The sequence below is a fragment of the Ancylomarina sp. YFZ004 genome, from assembly GCF_054254355.1.
Genome location: NZ_JBTCHQ010000001.1, coordinates 254,825 through 271,669, shown reverse-complemented (window position 1 = coordinate 271,669; position 16,845 = coordinate 254,825). Strand labels below are relative to the sequence as shown.

General features: G+C 35.4%; 16 protein-coding genes. 4 read left to right on the top strand and 12 right to left on the bottom strand.

Annotation, left to right across the window (positions count from 1 at the left end; translation table 11 throughout):
* Positions 1-48 precede the first annotated feature (48 nt).
* The 3 genes from ACXR6G_RS01150 (at position 49) to ACXR6G_RS01140 (ending at position 3,243) form a co-directional block, all read left to right on the top strand.
* The gene (locus ACXR6G_RS01150) at positions 49-1,500 is read left to right on the top strand and encodes a carbon starvation CstA family protein (protein ID WP_458359561.1); all 1,452 of its coding nucleotides are present in this window, start codon (positions 49-51) and stop codon (positions 1,498-1,500) included.
* Positions 1,501-1,532: 32 nt separating this feature from the next.
* On the top strand, positions 1,533-2,777 hold the full coding sequence (locus ACXR6G_RS01145) for a hypothetical protein (protein WP_458359560.1): 1,245 nt from the start codon (positions 1,533-1,535) through the stop codon (positions 2,775-2,777).
* A gap of 169 nt (positions 2,778-2,946) precedes the next feature.
* Positions 2,947-3,243, top strand: a complete 297-nt coding sequence (locus ACXR6G_RS01140; protein ID WP_458359559.1) for a hypothetical protein — start codon at positions 2,947-2,949, stop codon at positions 3,241-3,243.
* A gap of 669 nt (positions 3,244-3,912) precedes the next feature.
* Here the strand turns inward: ACXR6G_RS01140 and ACXR6G_RS01135 are convergent.
* The 10 genes from ACXR6G_RS01135 to rpsF form a co-directional block, all read right to left on the bottom strand.
* Entirely contained in the window at positions 3,913-4,104 is a 192-nt protein-coding gene (locus ACXR6G_RS01135) for a hypothetical protein (protein ID WP_458359558.1), read from the bottom strand.
* Between the two features lie 190 nt (positions 4,105-4,294).
* A complete protein-coding gene (locus ACXR6G_RS01130; RefSeq protein ID WP_458359557.1) occupies positions 4,295-6,007 on the bottom strand; it encodes a dipeptidase in 1,713 nt (570 codons plus the stop codon).
* Positions 6,008-6,327: 320 nt separating this feature from the next.
* Positions 6,328-6,735 (bottom strand): DUF3244 domain-containing protein, encoded by a 408-nt coding sequence (locus tag ACXR6G_RS01125; protein ID WP_458359556.1) that lies wholly within the window; start codon positions 6,733-6,735, stop codon positions 6,328-6,330.
* A gap of 443 nt (positions 6,736-7,178) precedes the next feature.
* The gene (locus ACXR6G_RS01120) at positions 7,179-7,964 is read right to left on the bottom strand and encodes a LytR/AlgR family response regulator transcription factor (RefSeq protein WP_458359555.1); all 786 of its coding nucleotides are present in this window, start codon (positions 7,962-7,964) and stop codon (positions 7,179-7,181) included.
* Between the two features lie 29 nt (positions 7,965-7,993).
* Complete coding sequence (locus ACXR6G_RS01115; RefSeq protein WP_458359554.1) at positions 7,994-9,037, bottom strand: histidine kinase; 1,044 nt, start codon at positions 9,035-9,037, stop codon at positions 7,994-7,996.
* 56 nt (positions 9,038-9,093) lie between these two features.
* A complete protein-coding gene (locus ACXR6G_RS01110) occupies positions 9,094-10,143 on the bottom strand; it encodes a sensor histidine kinase (protein WP_458359553.1) in 1,050 nt (349 codons plus the stop codon).
* Between the two features lie 144 nt (positions 10,144-10,287).
* Positions 10,288-11,730 carry a hypothetical protein gene (locus ACXR6G_RS01105; protein WP_458359552.1) on the bottom strand — a complete coding sequence of 481 codons (1,443 nt, stop codon included), beginning with the start codon at positions 11,728-11,730 and terminating at the stop codon, positions 10,288-10,290.
* Positions 11,731-12,080: 350 nt separating this feature from the next.
* Entirely contained in the window at positions 12,081-12,524 is a 444-nt protein-coding gene (rplI, locus tag ACXR6G_RS01100; RefSeq protein WP_458359551.1) for a 50S ribosomal protein L9, read from the bottom strand.
* A 24-nt stretch (positions 12,525-12,548) separates the two neighbouring features.
* Positions 12,549-12,818, bottom strand: coding sequence for a 30S ribosomal protein S18 (gene rpsR / locus ACXR6G_RS01095; RefSeq protein ID WP_125030571.1), 270 nt, complete (start codon positions 12,816-12,818; stop codon positions 12,549-12,551).
* Between the two features lie 2 nt (positions 12,819-12,820).
* Positions 12,821-13,171 carry a 30S ribosomal protein S6 gene (gene rpsF / locus ACXR6G_RS01090; RefSeq protein ID WP_458359550.1) on the bottom strand — a complete coding sequence of 117 codons (351 nt, stop codon included), beginning with the start codon at positions 13,169-13,171 and terminating at the stop codon, positions 12,821-12,823.
* A 330-nt stretch (positions 13,172-13,501) separates the two neighbouring features.
* Between rpsF and ACXR6G_RS01085 the strand changes: the two genes are divergently transcribed.
* Complete coding sequence (locus tag ACXR6G_RS01085; protein WP_458359549.1) at positions 13,502-14,626, top strand: universal stress protein; 1,125 nt, start codon at positions 13,502-13,504, stop codon at positions 14,624-14,626.
* Positions 14,627-14,708: 82 nt separating this feature from the next.
* On the opposite strand, the gene cysK is transcribed toward ACXR6G_RS01085, so the two are convergent.
* Both cysK and epsC read right to left on the bottom strand, forming a co-directional pair.
* On the bottom strand, positions 14,709-15,620 hold the full coding sequence (cysK, locus tag ACXR6G_RS01080; RefSeq protein ID WP_458359548.1) for a cysteine synthase A: 912 nt from the start codon (positions 15,618-15,620) through the stop codon (positions 14,709-14,711).
* A 35-nt stretch (positions 15,621-15,655) separates the two neighbouring features.
* Positions 15,656-16,495, bottom strand: coding sequence for a serine O-acetyltransferase EpsC (gene epsC, locus ACXR6G_RS01075; RefSeq protein WP_458359547.1), 840 nt, complete (start codon positions 16,493-16,495; stop codon positions 15,656-15,658).
* Positions 16,496-16,845 lie beyond the last annotated feature (350 nt).

Below are 16,845 nucleotides of genomic sequence, written 5' to 3'. Positions count from 1 at the left end.
ATTCGATTCACTTTATAAAGAGCTATTTACAAACTAAACAACACGAGTATGATAACTTTCATTTTAAGTATCGTTGCCCTTATTCTAGGGTATTTGATCTACGGAAAATTTGTTGAAAAACAATTCGGAGTCGATCCTGATCGAGTTACTCCAGCTATTGCAAAAGAAGATGGAGTCGATTTCGTTCCTATGAACTGGAGAAAGATCTTCCTGATTCAATTCTTGAATATTGCCGGTTTAGGACCAATTTTTGGTGCTATTGCGGGTGCTCTTTGGGGGCCAATTGCTTTTATATGGATTGTTGTTGGTTGTATATTTGCCGGTGGCGTTCACGATTACTTTTCTGGAATGCTTTCTGTACGACATGGTGGAGCTAGTATTCCTGAGGTTGTTGGAAAATATTTAGGTACAGGCTTCAAGAAATTCATGCGTGTATTCTCTGTTATTCTATTAGTACTTGTAGGCGTTGTATTTATAAAAGGGCCTGCTGCCATTCTAACCGGATTAACAGGTGTGAATGTTTCTATATTAATTGGTGGTATTTTCTTATACTATCTATTAGCTACCATGATTCCAATTGATAAGTTGATTGGTAAGATATACCCAATTTTTGGTATTTCTCTTTTGGTTATGGCTTTCGGTATTGCTGGTGCGTTAATCTTAGGAGATCATAGCATTCCTGAATTAACAGCAACCAACTTCTCTAATATGCATGCTAACCCTTCTAAGTTTGTTGTCTTCCCTATGCTATTTATTACGATTGCTTGTGGTGCCATATCTGGTTTTCACGCTACTCAATCGCCGCTAATGGCTCGTTGTATGACCAATGAGAAGCAGGGGAGAAAGATTTTTTACGGTACTATGATTTCAGAAGGTATTGTAGCTATGATTTGGGCAGCTGCTGCCATGACTTTCTTTGGTGGTGTTCGTGAATTAGGCGAAACCATGGGACAATCTGGACACAATGCCGCATGGGTTGTGAATGAAATCTGCGGTAGTCTATTGGGTAAAGTTGGTGGTGTGTTAGCAATCTTTGGTGTTGTTGCAGCTCCAATTACATCTGGTGATACAGCTTTCCGTTCTGCTCGTTTAACTATTGCAGACGCTTTTGGATATTCACAAAAGAAATTGATTCAGCGATTGGCTATTACTCTTCCTTTATTTGTAATCGGGTTTTTATTAACTCAAGTCAACTTCGCCATTATCTGGAGATATTTTGGATGGGCTAATCAAACTCTTGCCACTATCGTATTGTGGACTGCTGCTATGTATATGGTGACTAAATTTCGTAGCCATTGGTTCGCAACTATTCCTGCTACGTTTATGACTGCTGTTGTTACCACTTACATTCTTATTGCACCAGAAGGTTTCCACTTATCACAAACTATTGCTTACTCAGCGGGTATTATAACTAGTATAGCAACCCTCTCGATCTTTTTATATGCGGCTAAACAGAAAATGAAATCTGTATTGAAAGAAGCAAAAGTAAGTGTGAAATAATTAAACCTAAACATCTATAAAACCCATAAATAATGAAGAATAGATATCTTATATGCATGATGGCATTGATTCTAACAGGAATTTCAGCCAAAGCACAGGAAAATAAAGTAAAAGTTAAGCTAAGTGGTTTCGTTGCAGCAGAAAGCTATTTCGATACACGCAAAACAGTCAACTCTCGTGATGGTGCTATCCTTTTGTATCCTGCCAATAAATCCTTTGATTCAGAAGGCAATGATTTGAACGATCGCTCAGAGTTTTTCATGACAACAGTACAATCTCGTTTGCGAGCTACTGTTTCTGGGTTCGAAGCTTTTGGAGCACAAGGATCTGCAGTAATTGAAGGGGATTTTGTTGGAACATCAAATGATAAAACCGGTTTGTTCCGTCTTCGTCATGCCTTTATTAAATTGGATTGGGAAAAAGATCAACTGATTGCTGGTAAATTCTGGCACCCTATGTTTGTGCCTTCGGCTTTTCCACGTGTTCTACACTGGGGAGCAGGTCTTCCTTTCGGATTATTGAACCGTGCGCCACAGTTGCGTTATACTCGTAAGCTGAATGGAAATACGACTTTGAGTTTTGCAGCCTTATCAGAAATGGATTTCAAAAGTACGGGACCTGATGGTGCCAATGCCAAATATGCTCAACAATCTAGCATTCCTGAATTTACGGCACAAGTAAAGACTAATTTAAGCAAAGGGGTAGAAGCTGGATTTACTGCAGGTTATAAATCAATTATGCCACTTACAGTTAATATGAATGGCGTTAAAACAGAGGAGAAATTAGGGAGTTACTATTTCAATACCTGGTTAGGTGTTACTGGTAAGAAGTTGAAGTGGAACCTGCAAGGAATCTACGGTCAGAACATGTATAACTTTGTGATGATTGGTGGCTACGGTGTGAAAAATGTGAAAGCCAATGGCGATTACGAATACACCAATATTTCTACGATGAACTTGACCTCTGATTTGTTTACAACAACAGGAAATATACGTTATGGTTTAAACCTTGGTTATTCTAAGAACTTAGGTGCCGAAGATGATTTGGCTACAGGTTCGGATGATAGCTTGGTCGGCTTGTATAGTCGTGGATCGAATATCGATTACCTGTACCAGATTGCACCTAGAATAGAATTTCTATCTGGAAAAATGAAATTTGGTGGTGAAATCATCTACACTGGAGCTGCCTATGGTACGACTCAAATAGATGGAACTGTTGCTGATACTGACCTTGTTAGTAGTACGAGATTACTCTTACATGTAAAATACGCTTTCTAGACATCTGAATCACAAATAAAAACAAGAGCTATCAGGCGATATTTATGAGTATAGCTTTGTTTTTTTTAGGTAAATAGAAAGAACAGGCCCGTCGTTCTGATGGGTCTGTTTTGTTTTATATCTTTGTGAGTAAGTATCCATTGACATTTCATTTTAAATTCTATTTAGTATGAAGAGTATTGAACTAATCCGCTTGGCTTTAGACCTACCTATTAATTGGGAGGTCATGGATATTAAATTCTTAGGTGAAGATTCTAAATCTCTCCATATCACGACCAGCTATACCAAAAAGAATGCATTCATTAATGAAGATGGATCAGAAATTGAGATCTGTGGTTTTATAGATCGTAGTTTTCGTTATAAAAACCTCTTTCAAATGACTTGCTACATCCATTGTTCTGTCCCCCAGATTCGTGATGAGAATGGTAAAATTATGCAAGTCGAAACCCCCTGGTCTCATCATTAGGCTAGATTCATATTGATGTAAGTCTAATTGCAAAGACTGGTTCACCCAATGATATCTCAATATATTGGCTCTATGTCGAATACAGTGAGTAACTATTGTATACCATGAAGTGGTTAAATTTGAATAACCGCACTTGAAAAGTGCGGTAGTAATAGTGTTAGTCATCATCCCTGTAAGGGGTGAATTAATTATCTCTGCCTTAGGCAGAATTATGCGACTCGATATTAACCACTCGCTTCGCAGGTAGTTATTCAATTTCAGCCCTTGGGGGCTTTGTTATCTGGCTTGCCTAAGGTGGTTCGCTTTTCTTATACTAGCACCTATGCATTATTTCTCCATATTTTTCTCCTTCCCTGAATTTGCCTCATTTTGAATACAGAAAATTATTTCACCCTTTCAGGGCTTGAAAAAATACAATTTCCATATATAAAGGGATTCGCCCTTTGCTTATTTATGACGCCCCTTTGGGACTTTGTTATCTGGCAGGCCTAAGTGGTTCACTTTTTTGTGATCCAGATTCCTCATCTGCGCTTATCCGCGTAATCTCCGGGAATACCATTTAGTCATACCCAGACATTTTCAGCTTGCTTATAGTCAGAGCATGACAGATTGAGCAAAAAAAAAGGAAGCCGAAGCTTCCTTTTTATATTCTAATGGTTGAATTCTCGATTAATGAGAAGCACCTTTTACTTTAAGTTGGTCACCAGTGTCTTTCACAACAGCTTTTTTCCACTTATCGCTATAACCTGGTTGCTTCATTGTAGGGTTCTGCTTGTCACCATCCTTAGTTTTGATGTTACCATCCATAAACTTAGCAAATAGGTAAGCGTAGAAGTCTCCATTCGTTTGTAAGGTTGTCACCCTGGTTATAAGAAAATGTCATGAGTTATGAACTCGATTGCAGCAGCCTCGTCAGCTTTAAACATGCCTTCAGCAGCCATATCGATAATCTTATTGAATTTCTGGTATCCTTATTTATTGAAGTAGGATAGGGACAAAAAAAAAGGAAGCCGAAGCCTCCTTTTTTATATTCTAATGGTTGAATTCTCGATTAATGAGAAGCACCTTTTACTTTTAGTTGGTCACCAGTGTCTTTCACAACAGCTTTTTTCCACTTATCGCTATAACCTGGTTGTTTCATTGTAGGATTCTGCTTGTTACCATCCTTAGTTTTGATGTTACCATCCATAAACTTAGCAAATAGGTAACCGTAGAAGTCTCTCCACTCGTTTGTAAGGTTGTCACCTTGGTTACAAGAGAAGTCAGTCAAGAATTCGATTGCAGCAGCCTCGTCAGCTTTAAACATGCCTTCTGCAGCCATATCGATAATCTTAGTGAATTTCTGGTATTTAGCTTCAAGCTCAACTTGCTTCTTTCTAATCTCAGGGTGAATTTCTGAGTAACGAGTATAAGCAAAGTTAGTTACCTGGTTGAATACCCAGAATGCAGACTTGCTAGTGAAATCCATCATTTTACCATTACCAACAGCAAATGTTTTAGGAACACGAGTCGATCCGCAATACATAGGGAAATATACTGTAGAAGCAGCATCATCAACACCAAACCAGTTGATTCCACCTACAGCATCAGGTAACCAGTTACGAGACTGAGCTACAAAAGAGAAACCTGTTTGCTGAGTTGCAGTAGCACGCTCGTTGCAATAAGTTACACCGTCAACTTTCCAAGTTAATGGTCTCCAACGGTAAGGGTTACCATAAGGACCTGCACCCATATCTTTCGACATATCAAGTTCAGTGCCTTCAAGGTGATCTCTCATTGCATCTTTAACTTCCGAAAGTTCAATTTTATGATCTGGCTTAATCCAAAGAGGCATACGGTTGCTTGCATATCCTTTTTTGTCAAGCTTCACATTACCTTTTGCGTAATCGAAGTGCTTAGCCATATCCTTGTTTACACGGTTGAAGAAAGTCCAAACACGCATTTCGCAGTAACGAGCACCACCGAAATCAACAGGACCATACGAATCCGAGAAGCTGAAGTTTTTGTTCTTACCATCTTTAGGGTAAAGACCTTTTTCTTTAGCGAAAGAAATCACATCCTTAGCGTAAACAGTCGTTACTTCAGGATTAAAAATTTTGTCAATCTTATCAGAAGAAATCGATGTTTTTCCTTCCAATGGGAAAGTTGTGATACGTGCGTGATTCGCGTGTCCACTAACATAACCGTTAGGAATCATACGAGCCGCCCATACAGCACCTTTTTCGCCATTACCTTTTCCAATCAATTCAAGAATCCAAATTTCGTTAGCATCAGAGATTGAGAAAGACTCACCTGAACTATAGTATCCGTAAGTTTCAACTAATTCAGTCATTACTTTTACAGCCTCACGAGCATTTTTAGAACGCTGAAGAGCTAAATAAATAAGACTACCGTAATCGATTAGACCACCTTCTTGTGAACCCAACTGATCAACGCCACCCCAAGTGGTTTCGCCAATAGCTAACTGGAATTCATTCATGTTTCCAACGACAGAATATGTATGAGGAACCTGAGGAATTTGACCTAAGTATTTTCCAGTGTCCCACTCGTAAACGTCAATCATAGTGCCTTCTGCCCAATCAGCAGCAGGACGGAAGTAAAGCTCACCATATAAAACGTGTGAGTCAGCAGCATAGGTAATCATGTTAGAACCATCAGCACTTGCACCTCTTGTAACTAGGTAATTGGTACATGCACTGGCAGTTGAAGCTGTAAAAATGGCTAACAACATGAACAGTGATGCGAAAATTGATAACTTTTTCATTCGAATTGTTTTTTACTGGTCTAAAGACAGTTAATATTTGTTTTGCGTTATAATTGTTTGTTGGTGTTCGATCATTTAAGAATCTACATATTTCAAAAACGGAACGAAGCTGTACAAAAATAGCAAAAAAAGGGAGATTAGAAAGCGATAATCGCTCTATTGAAAAGTGTTGTTTAACTCAACTATTGTAGGGGGTTCAACTAAAATATTAAAGGAGGGGGGAGACAAGTAAACAAAAAAATAAGTGTATCTCTTATTGTTGAGGGATACACTTATATAAATATTGGTGTTTTATACAAACACCGCAGTGGTCGGAATCTTTACTTTTTGTTGGCATCGTTCGAGCTTTTAATTCTATTCTCGGCTAGTTGCATCAATTCATTTGTAACAAGGAGTTTTTTACCTGCTACCTGGAAGGTTTCTTCTACTCGTGAGTTTTTACCAACTAAAACTAGAGCGTAATTACCATCAGATAAATGAGATAGGTCGAAAAGCTTTTGCTCGTTGGTTTCTGCTTCTACAGTTTCGCTGTAAAATACATGTCCATTCTCGTCGTAAATTTTCAACTTAAGATCTGTACTACTAGTATTAAATACTGATACAATAGAGTAATCGGTGTTCAAATACTGGTTGATACGAATGTTTCCTGTAGCAAAGGCAGCATTTAAACTTAATGTGAATAGGGCAACTAAGGCCAATCCTTTCAATTTCAATTTTAGATTTTTCATCTGTTTAAAAATTTTGGTTAATAATTATTTGTTTCTGCCAAACGCTTTAAGTGGTTTCGTTTGACATTGTAAATCTATGAAGTATTCTTAGAAAAGATCTAGATAAAATGATCAGAGAGGGCTGTTTTTGCAATTATTTTCAATACAAACGGTTTCGGGAAGTCCCGAAAATGTTTGCGTTGGAGAAGTTTATTAAAGAAAATTATCATTAATAGCACATATTTGAATGTTTGTCAATTATGATAACGTTTTCGTAAATGGGGAAAAAGGGATCAAAACGTCAATTTCTCGAATATTGCTTTAGGAAGGCGGATTTTTTGAAAGAAATAGAAGCCGATTTTTTGATGAAAGCACCTTCTATTTAATCAGAGTATGGACCAAACAAAAAATGCAAGCATTCTCAGATAGAGTGATGCTTGCATTTTTATTTAGAATATTGTGGATTACAATTCTCGTTGATTGCCGCTAAACCAATCTTTAAAGTCATTCACTTTTTCTCGTGATACAATCAATTCCTTATCTGTTTCCTGTTTGAGTTTAACTTTTAGTCGAGAGTTGGAATGGATATTAACGCCAGATATGGCATTGATGTTGACGATAAAAGATCGTCCAATACGGAAAAATTCATCAGGGTTTAAGAGTTCTTGCAGCTCTTCCATTTTGTAGTCGATAATATAATGCTTGCCTTCTTTAAGAAGAATAAAGGCATCACGGCCCTCGCTATAAAATAGATCTATTTCGTTACAGGTGAAAGAACGTAGTTTTTCACCTACTTTAATCATGAAACGTGTTTTATAGTTTTTCTGAATTTTTGACAATACCTGACTTAGATTTTCGAAACTTCTTAGATTTGGCTCTGTAGAGAGTGAGGCTCGCATATTTTCTAACTTCTTCATGCTGGTAAATAAGTCGTCAAAACTAATAGGCTTTAGTAAGTAATCGATGCTGTTTAGTTTGAAAGCATTCAGAGCATATTCGTTATAAGCTGTTGTGAATATAATAGGCGTATGTACTTGAACACGATTGAAAATCTCGAAACTTAAACCATCAACCAAATGAATATCAAGAAAGATAAGGTCGATTTTATTATCTGGATTACCTAACCAAATACTCGACTCGCTAACAGAATCGAAACGTTCAATAATTTCAATTTTGGAATCGTATTTCTTGATTAAGCGTTCAAGTTTTTCTGCTGCTAAAACTTCGTCTTCAATAATTATGACTTTCATGTGTCTATAATTTGTTTTATTGTTTTTGTTTAATGGTTCTCCAATTCAATTTTGGGAATTTTGACCATGCTGATTTTATCATCTTCAATACAAGTAGCTTTAAAGTTACTATAAAAACTAATACTATGATTAATACTTTCTAATAGTGCTTTAGGTTTTATTGCTCTTTTTAATTTGGCTGACGATTTAAATTTGAAACAAATATATGAGTCGTCATCCTCAATTATAATGTTCAGTTTTGTGTTGGAATTAACCAGTTGTGTTTGCTCAATCAGGCTAATAGCTTGAAGAACAGTGTTGGGAACAATCATGATTTCTTTTGTATCTGTATTTAAATCCCATTCTAAACTTAGGTTACCTGCATATAAATAGTTCTGTATTTCAAGATAATGTTCAATTTTTTTGATTTCATCTTCAAGACTGATAACTTCTGAATAACGATTGCCCAGAATTCTACGGTAGAATAAAGCTAAGTAATCGATATGCTTTTCAGCTAGATCTACATTTTCCTTACGGATTAAACTGATAATCCCTTCTAGAGCATTATATAAAAAATCAGGATTGATTTTATTTCTAAATACCTCAAGCTCATACTGGATATTTTTTTGATTAACTTCTTCCTTTTGAAGTAGAAGCGTGTTTTGTTTATCGAGAAAGCTAATACTGATATAAAAAAGGTGGAAGAGAATCCCGACCAGAATAAAAACAATAAGTAAGGATATTAGCTGTGAGCCAAAACTGCTAATTCCTATATAATAGTTGAAGTACAACCATAAACAAACTGAAACTTCAGTGATTGTAATGATAAAACTACCTATGAATAGAAAACCTGTTTTTAACCATTGGGTAGAAATGAGTCGTTTCGATTTTTCAAATGAATTGATCCAAACCCGATAAGTCTCGAATAATATATAGTTGACTAGTATAAGAAAGACCAATTCATCTGGCTGAAAATTATTGATGATTTCAGATAATCGGTCGAATACCAATAGAATGAGCACGTATACAAAGAGCCCAGCTACTAAGGGGGCGAATATTCGATATAGTGATTGATTGAGATATTTGGTTTTCATTACCTTATTTATGTGGCTAATTCAGTTGTAATATTCTTAAAAGCAGCTTAGTTCCTCTAATTCATGTGTCGATTATTTTTGGTAATCAAAGGTAAGCTTACTGTAAAAAAGTCTGTTTTTTTTAGTTTGATATTCTCGCTTGTGAAAAAGGCATATCGCTTCTTTATATTTTCAATTCCAATTTGAAATGACTCAGCTTGTTCACGTAAAGGGTTAATATTGTTGCTAACATGTAGGTAATTGTCCTCGCATTTAAGTTTGACTTCTAATGGGGAGCTTTTAGATATTAGGTTGTGTTTAATAGCATTTTCAACTAACATCTGAATACTCAATGGAGGAACAAAGCTATTTCTAACCCTATCTGGCAGATCAATACAAAGTTTGTATGAATCCTGAAATCGCATTCTTAATATATAGTTGTAGGCTTCAACAAAGGCGAGTTCCTTTTCAAGAGGAATAAGTGCTTTATCATTCTGATCAAGAATAAAGCGATAACTCTCAGCAAATTTTCGAATAAAAACCTCTGCCTTCTCAGGATCTTTATAGAGTAGAGAGGATATCGTGTTGAGTGAATTGAAAAGAAAGTGTGGGTTCAGTTGAGATTTTAAGGCTTTAAACTGCAAATTCATCTGATTGTTAATCATCTCAACAGATTGGATCTCTTCTTTTTTTAGATAGTTGAAAGAATAAATCATGAAATCGAGAATGGTATATATAAAAACGAAGATGAAAAGAATAAGCAAGGCTTTTAAGAATTCGTCTTTATATTCCAACCAAAACTTTTCATAGGTCATTTTGGTACCCAATATCATATCGAAAAACTCGAGGTAGCAAACGATAAGAATGCATCCTGTCATAAAAAGAGCCAAACACTGTAGAAGAAAACGTAAGCTATGTTTCTTTTTCCAACTAACAAAGCTGTTGAGAAGTTTACCAATTCCCAAAGCTGAAAAACCGGCTAATAGACCAAAAGTCGCAGAAGTCAAATAAGGTAGGAATTCCTTTTGAAGAGAAGGCAATTCTCCAATCTGACTATAATAGCTTAGCATAAAGCTAAGTATTCCGAAAACAGGGCTTATGATGATAAAACGCAAATATTGCGACATAGTATAGAAAAGATTTGGAATACTTGAAGTTACAAATTGAGATTTAATTAAAGGCTAATTATAAAGAGAAACTTCATGACTTTACAATAAGTGATAGTAAAGTCATCAGATTTCAGATGATTAGACAAGTGTAACTATGAATATCTAGTTTCTTTTATGAGAATATATAGCCTTCATGATTTTGCCATAATCATATTCAGAATCAATTTTTTGAGTTGCATCAATTAAGGCGTTTTGAATTTTTTCATTATCTAAGTCAAGCTTTCTTGTAGCTTCAAGAAGAAAAGAGGCGTACTCATAATCAGAACTGATGTGACTCGCTTTTTCGATAAGTGTTATCTGTTGTTTCGTACTTAAGCCATCTTTGTTCAGCATCATTTTATACAATTGACTTAATTCATACGAGGATGAGATTTTTTCAGAAGCTTCTATCAAAAAGTCAAAGTTTTCTTCACCTAGCTTATCATACTCCATAAATTCCATTAATATTTCCTTATATGAATAGTCCGAAGAAATATCATCCATCATTTCTTTGAATTTATCTTTGTTCTGAGGTGTTATCATCTCATGCTTAATCATATTTTTCATGATTTGAGTGTGCTCGTAATCAGAAGAGATTCCTCGGCTCAGTTCAATTATTTTATCGATATTATCGAGATCAAATAACTCCTCGTTTATAACCGTTTTGATGATAATTCCTTTTTCATAATCAGAATCGATACCCTTTAAGTTGTTTAGGATAAGATCCAGTTTTATGGTCGAATTTTTTCCTTCTGAGATAGCCAGCTTTATCAAATTCGATTTTTCGAAATCTGAATCAATATTATTCATTGCTGAAATGAAGAGTTCGAAGCTTGCCTCGTTTAATTTATTATTCTTGAAAACAGATTTTAAAATTTGAGATACTTCATGGTCAGAAGAAACCTGGTTAAGACTATTAAAAAATTCCAATGAAAGTGTGCTGTCATCAATAAAAACTGAATTGTGCTTTTTAAGGATTTGAGAGAGCTCATAATCAGAGTCGATATTAGCAGGGAACTCCTTTAAAAGCTTTCCTTTTTCTTTTTTTGTCAATTCATTATTGTCCAAAAGGTAATGAACCATACGTGATTTGAAATAGTCACTATCAGTTGCTTCTAGTTCTGAAAGGAATGCATTAAGGCCTCCTTTTTTATAAAATTTATTAACACGGTTCTCTAAATCTAAACCTGAATTGCGTACCACTTGTGGTAGTACTTCTTGCATCCATTCACGACCTTTAGGTTCAAATTTAATTTGTTTCTTTCCTTCAAAATAGAGTTTGTCGAGTTGACCTTCATGTGATCGAAAATATAGCTTACGCTTCATTCCGAAGCTTACCATGCTAATTTTTAGGTAACCATCATCGCTAATGTCTATAACATCAGTGTAGTCCTCATTAAACTCAATCTCTCCATGAGATGAAACTTTAATGTTTTCAGCTTTCCAATTAGATCTTTCACGACTTGTGACTTCCTTATCCAAGCTTATTGGGCTTGCTTGTACTTGATTCATCAATGAAGGCAGAACCAATGCAAGTAGGATTGTGATTTTAAATAGAGCTTTCATATGCTTTTGATTTTATGATTTCCAATATCAGATTTGTGATTCTTTAGAAACTATTCATTGTAATTGATAGTTCAGCTATTACAATTATTAATTGTTGTCTTTAGCTAGATCACTTTTTCTAAGTACAATATTCAGGAAAACTAAGAAGAATAAAAAAGTGAATGACGTCAATTGTCGAATATCTGTCATGAATTGTAAAGAATGGAACATTCTTTTGAAAAAGCCTCTTGGAAATAAGGACGTGTGGGGGGTAACTAAAAAACCACTCCCGGAAAAAGGAGTGGTTTTAAATGTTTGTTTGAAAAGATTTAAGTTGTGTCTTAACTTAAATTAATTGAGCTGAACTCAGATTACTCTGAAACAACTTCGAAAGCGATATCTACTTTCACTTCTTTATGAAGTTTTATTGAAGCAGTATACTTACCGATTTCTTTAACAGCATCTTTAATTGCAATAACTTTTCTGTCAATTTCGAATCCTTGAGCTGCAAGAGCTTCAGAAATTTGAATATTGTTTACAGAACCGAAAATCTTACCTGTAGTACTAGTTTTAGCACCTAAAGTAATCGTAACAGCTTCAAGTTTTTTAGCAAGCTCAAGAGCTTCGTTTTTGATTTTCTCCTGCTTATGAGCACTTTGTCTCATATTTTCAGCGTGCATTTTTCTAGCAGACTCAGTCGCTAAAATTGCTACACCTGTAGGAATCAAGTAATTTCTTCCGTAACCATTCTTAACAGTTACGATATCGTTTTTATACCCTAAAGTATGGATATCTTGTTTTAAGATGATTTCCATTTCGTTTCCTCCTTCTTTAAAAGATTATTTCATCATGTCAGTTACGTAAGGTAGAAGAGCTATGTGACGAGCACGTTTAACTGCAGTAGCTACCTTGCGTTGATATTTTAAAGAAGTACCAGTAATACGACGTGGTAAAATCTTTCCTTGTTCGTTTAAGAACTTCTTCAAAAACTCAGGATCTTTATAATCGATGAATTTGATTTTGTTCTTCTTGAAACGACAGTACTTTTTCTTTTTGATCTCAACCGTTGGGGGAGTCAAATATCTGATTTCTGATTGATTTTGTGCCATGACTATTTGTCCTCTTTAGATGCTTTAAGGTTTCCTTTTCTTTTAATAGAATACTCGTATGCGTATTTATCAAGTCTGAAAGTTAAGAAACGGATGATTTTTTCATCGCGTCTGTAGTTAAGTTCCAATTTCTCGATAGTATCGCCTGGAGCTTCAAATTGAAGCAAGTGGTAAAAGCCAGTGCTTTTCTTTTGAATAGGATAAGCTAATTTGCGTAGGCCCCAACTCTCCTCATTTGTCATCTTACCACCATTCTCGATGATAAGAGCCTTGAATTTTTCTGCCGCCTCCTTTACCTGAGCTTCAGATAAAACGGGAGTTACAATGAAAACGGTCTCGTAATGATTCAACATAATTTAAAATTGTTTAATTAATAAACTAGTTACTAATAGTTTTACTAAGCCGCAAAAGTAATCAATCTTTTTTAATATTCAAACCCCTTTAAAGCTTAAGTTTTGTCACCTGTTTTTTTCTTTTTCAAGTTTTAGGTTTTTTTTTTGAGTCTAACTTATTTTTCATTAAATTGTATAGTGAACTTAATAATGTAAAAATCAAATCTTTTATTTTTGTTGAAATTTGGTTTTCACTACTAACACACTGTTTGTTAGATTACTAATAGTTCCATTATTCTAAGTCGTAATGGTAATAGGATTTGAGTATAAACCCTTTATAAATCGAAACGCATGAAAGACAGGATTATAACTTTAGCAACTTACAGCTATTCTAGGGCTCATTTACTGCAAGGCTGTTTGGAATCACAGGGTATTGAGTGTTTCTTAAAAAATATCAACTTACTACAATCAGCCATTGGCGGTGGCGTAAAGGTTCGAATTCGTGAAGAGGATTTAATTAAAGCCTTAATTGTAATCGAAGATTTCAAATTAAGCTATATTGAGAAAGATGAGGATAAAGTTGTGCATGGTTCTGTGATGGAATTAAACCGTATCATGGTTCCTGTTGACTTTTCAGATTCATCGCCTCGTATTTGTGATTATGCCTACAACTTAGCAGTGAAATTTCATGCAGATATCCTGTTGTTTCATACCTTTTTTGCTTCTGCTATCGAAACGATTCCTTTCTCAGACAGCTATACTTATAATGCCACTGTCGTTGAAGTTTTAGCCGAAGTTGAAAAGAATGCCAAAATGAAGATTAATGAATTAAAGGATTATTTATCTGCTAGGATTGAAAAGGACAAAGTGGAGGGTGTTGAGGTAGATGTAGCTTTGTCGGGAGGTATTGCTAGTTCCGAAATTATTAGCATGACTCGAGATTATAAGCCAGATTTATTAGTAATGGGATCTCGTGGTGAGACTGCTGGAACATCTAATTTGCTTGGCTCAGTAGTTTCTTCAATAATTGACAATGTTGAAGTCCCTATGTTGATTTTATCTGATAGAGGTGAGAATCCTGATTTGGATGGGATAAAAGAAGTGATGTATGCAACTGATTTTGATAAAGCTGACTTTAAAGCTATTGCTACATTGAAATATATTACAGAACCGTTCTTTATGAATATTCACTGTGTTCATTTTGAGAAGGATGAAGATGACCATCCTCTTGAAGAGCATCGTATGGGTATTTTACGTAAGTATCTAAAACGATCGCTGGGTGATGATACCGTGAAGTGTCAGATTTTTAAAATTGAAGACAAAATGAAGGGTATTGAATCCTATGTTCAGGATCATAATATTGGTATGATTGCTATTAAGGCTAGAAAACACAACTTACTTGAACGCTTATTTTTCGGTCAGATGTCACGTAAGCTTTTTGTAAAAACACATATGCCAATTTTAATTTTTCATTAATAATCAAAGAAGCTTTATTACCGGCTTCAAAGCTAAAAGCTATCGAAGATCTTTTTCTTCGATAGCTTTTGTTTTTTCAATTTTAGAATAAGCCTTCTGTAGAAAGATAGCGTTCTCCAGTGTCATAATTAAAAGTCAGAATCCTTGCATCTGAGCCAAATTCATCCTTTTTCTTGGCAACGGCAGCAAGAGACGCGCCTGTTGATATGCCTGCTAAGATGCCTTCTTCCTTAGCCAAAGATCTAACCATTGAGAAAGCCTCTTCTTGACTTACTTTTATAACGCCATCAAGAACAGATTCATTGAGGTTCGTAGGAATAAAACCAGCACCAATTCCTTGAAGAGGGTGTGGGCCAGGAGCTCCACCACTAATGACAGGAGAAGCTTCAGGCTCAACTGCGAATACTTTTAAATTTGGAAATTTAGCTTTAAGAATTTCACCAACTCCTGTAATGTGTCCACCAGTTCCAACTCCAGTTACCAGATAGTCGATACCATCTGGGAAATCAGCAATGATTTCTTGAGCTGTTGTTTGTCTATGTATTTCAACATTAGCTTCATTGTCAAATTGTGATGGCATCCAACTATTTGCATTGGCTTTGATAAGCTCTTCTGCTTTCGATATAGCGCCTTTCATTCCTAGTTCACGTGGTGTTAATACAAATTCAGCACCATAAGCTGACATTAACTTTCTACGTTCAACTGACATGGATTCGGGCATGACAAGAATCAATTTATATCCTTTTACAGCAGACACCATTGCTAAACCAACTCCTGTATTTCCAGAAGTAGGCTCAATGATAATTGCACCTTCCTTAATAATGCCATCTTTTTCAGCTTGTTCAATCATCGATAGAGCAATTCTATCTTTAATACTACCTCCGGGATTATTACGTTCTAACTTCATCCAAGTATTAGTCTTTTGACCTAGGATTTTGTTGATTTTTACGATAGGAGTTTGTCCAATGTTCTCTAAAATATTATCTAATTTCATATGTTTATATATTTATAAGTTTGTGTTTTATAATTCTATATTTGAAAGTCAATGATATTGTTTTCGTTGATACTTGACCTGACTTTAATTTTATGACTGTGATATGCCAATGAATTGGAGTCGACACTTGACGTTAGCCAAACATTACCACCAATTACACTATTTCGACCAATAATGGTATCTCCTCCAAGGATTGTTGCATTCGAATATATAATGACATTATCTTCAACAGTTGGGTGACGTTTCTTTTTAGCCAAACTCTTTTTTACTTGCAATGCTCCAAGTGTAACACCTTGATAGATTTTCACATTGTTTTTTATAATGGCTGTTTCACCAATAACGACACCTGTACCATGATCAATAAAAAAAGATTCTCCAATTCGAGCTCCCGGATGAATGTCAATTCCAGTTTTTGAATGGGCATATTCACTCATAAGCCTAGGAATAATAGGAATATTGGCTAGATAAAGTTCATGACTCAATCGATAAACCATGATGGCAAAAAAACCAGGATAGGAGACGATAACTTCACCTAGGTTTCTGGCAGCAGGATCGAAATCCTGGATGGCTTGTGCATCCAATAAAAGAGCCTTGTACACCTTTGGTAGATTTAGCATAAACTGTTTTGATAAATCATCAATTGGCTTATTCAGTTCTCCTTTTATTGGGAGGAGCAGCAGTTTTAAATGCGTTTCTAATTGTACTAAAAGAGCCTCTTGAGCGCAGTGACTTTTCGAACGACGTGCGCTGATTGGGAATAAGGTGTTCATCCCTTCTTCAACAAAGATTTGAGTTAAGTCTCTACTTGGAAGATCTAGTTCGTTGATTTCGCGGGAAGCTTGAAGTTCTTCCATAACTTTTGTTAGATAATTCATTCTTGAATGATTATAAAATATAAATTGGAAAGGAGAATTTGAGGTGCAGGCAAGCTGCCCATTTAAATTGAGAGTCTATAGAAAGAATACGGTTCTACAGAACTAACAACAAGGGGTACAACAACAGCAACAACAATTCCTGTTACTGGTTGAAAAAGATGTGTTTGATTTGAAAGAAGTCAAAAATGTAGGTGCAGTCATATTCAACTCAAAAGAAATTTGAGATTTAGAAAATGATGCGATATGACTATTATACTCTTTCATAAGGAAATAAATACTGAGACAAATCTAAGGAATATTTATGTATAAAATACTTCTTTGTCCGAATTGTTTTTCAAACTGTTATTAAA

What these genes read in the sequence shown, in the direction of transcription:
- ACXR6G_RS01150 (WP_458359561.1), top strand. Translation starts at nt 49, where the DNA reads ATGATAACTTTCATTTTAAGTATCGTTGCCCTTATTCTAGGGTATTTG.
- ACXR6G_RS01145 (WP_458359560.1), top strand. Translation starts at nt 1,533, where the DNA reads ATGAAGAATAGATATCTTATATGCATGATGGCATTGATTCTAACAGGA.
- ACXR6G_RS01140 (WP_458359559.1), top strand. Translation starts at nt 2,947, where the DNA reads ATGAAGAGTATTGAACTAATCCGCTTGGCTTTAGACCTACCTATTAAT.
- ACXR6G_RS01130 (WP_458359557.1), bottom strand. Translation starts at nt 6,007, where the DNA reads ATGAAAAAGTTATCAATTTTCGCATCACTGTTCATGTTGTTAGCCATT.
- ACXR6G_RS01125 (WP_458359556.1), bottom strand. Translation starts at nt 6,735, where the DNA reads ATGAAAAATCTAAAATTGAAATTGAAAGGATTGGCCTTAGTTGCCCTA.
- ACXR6G_RS01120 (WP_458359555.1), bottom strand. Translation starts at nt 7,964, where the DNA reads ATGAAAGTCATAATTATTGAAGACGAAGTTTTAGCAGCAGAAAAACTT.
- ACXR6G_RS01115 (WP_458359554.1), bottom strand. Translation starts at nt 9,037, where the DNA reads ATGAAAACCAAATATCTCAATCAATCACTATATCGAATATTCGCCCCC.
- ACXR6G_RS01110 (WP_458359553.1), bottom strand. Translation starts at nt 10,143, where the DNA reads ATGTCGCAATATTTGCGTTTTATCATCATAAGCCCTGTTTTCGGAATA.
- ACXR6G_RS01105 (WP_458359552.1), bottom strand. Translation starts at nt 11,730, where the DNA reads ATGAAAGCTCTATTTAAAATCACAATCCTACTTGCATTGGTTCTGCCT.
- rplI (WP_458359551.1), bottom strand. Translation starts at nt 12,524, where the DNA reads ATGGAAATCATCTTAAAACAAGATATCCATACTTTAGGGTATAAAAAC.
- rpsR (WP_125030571.1), bottom strand. Translation starts at nt 12,818, where the DNA reads ATGGCACAAAATCAATCAGAAATCAGATATTTGACTCCCCCAACGGTT.
- rpsF (WP_458359550.1), bottom strand. Translation starts at nt 13,171, where the DNA reads ATGTTGAATCATTACGAGACCGTTTTCATTGTAACTCCCGTTTTATCT.
- ACXR6G_RS01085 (WP_458359549.1), top strand. Translation starts at nt 13,502, where the DNA reads ATGAAAGACAGGATTATAACTTTAGCAACTTACAGCTATTCTAGGGCT.
- cysK (WP_458359548.1), bottom strand. Translation starts at nt 15,620, where the DNA reads ATGAAATTAGATAATATTTTAGAGAACATTGGACAAACTCCTATCGTA.
- epsC (WP_458359547.1), bottom strand. Translation starts at nt 16,495, where the DNA reads ATGAATTATCTAACAAAAGTTATGGAAGAACTTCAAGCTTCCCGCGAA.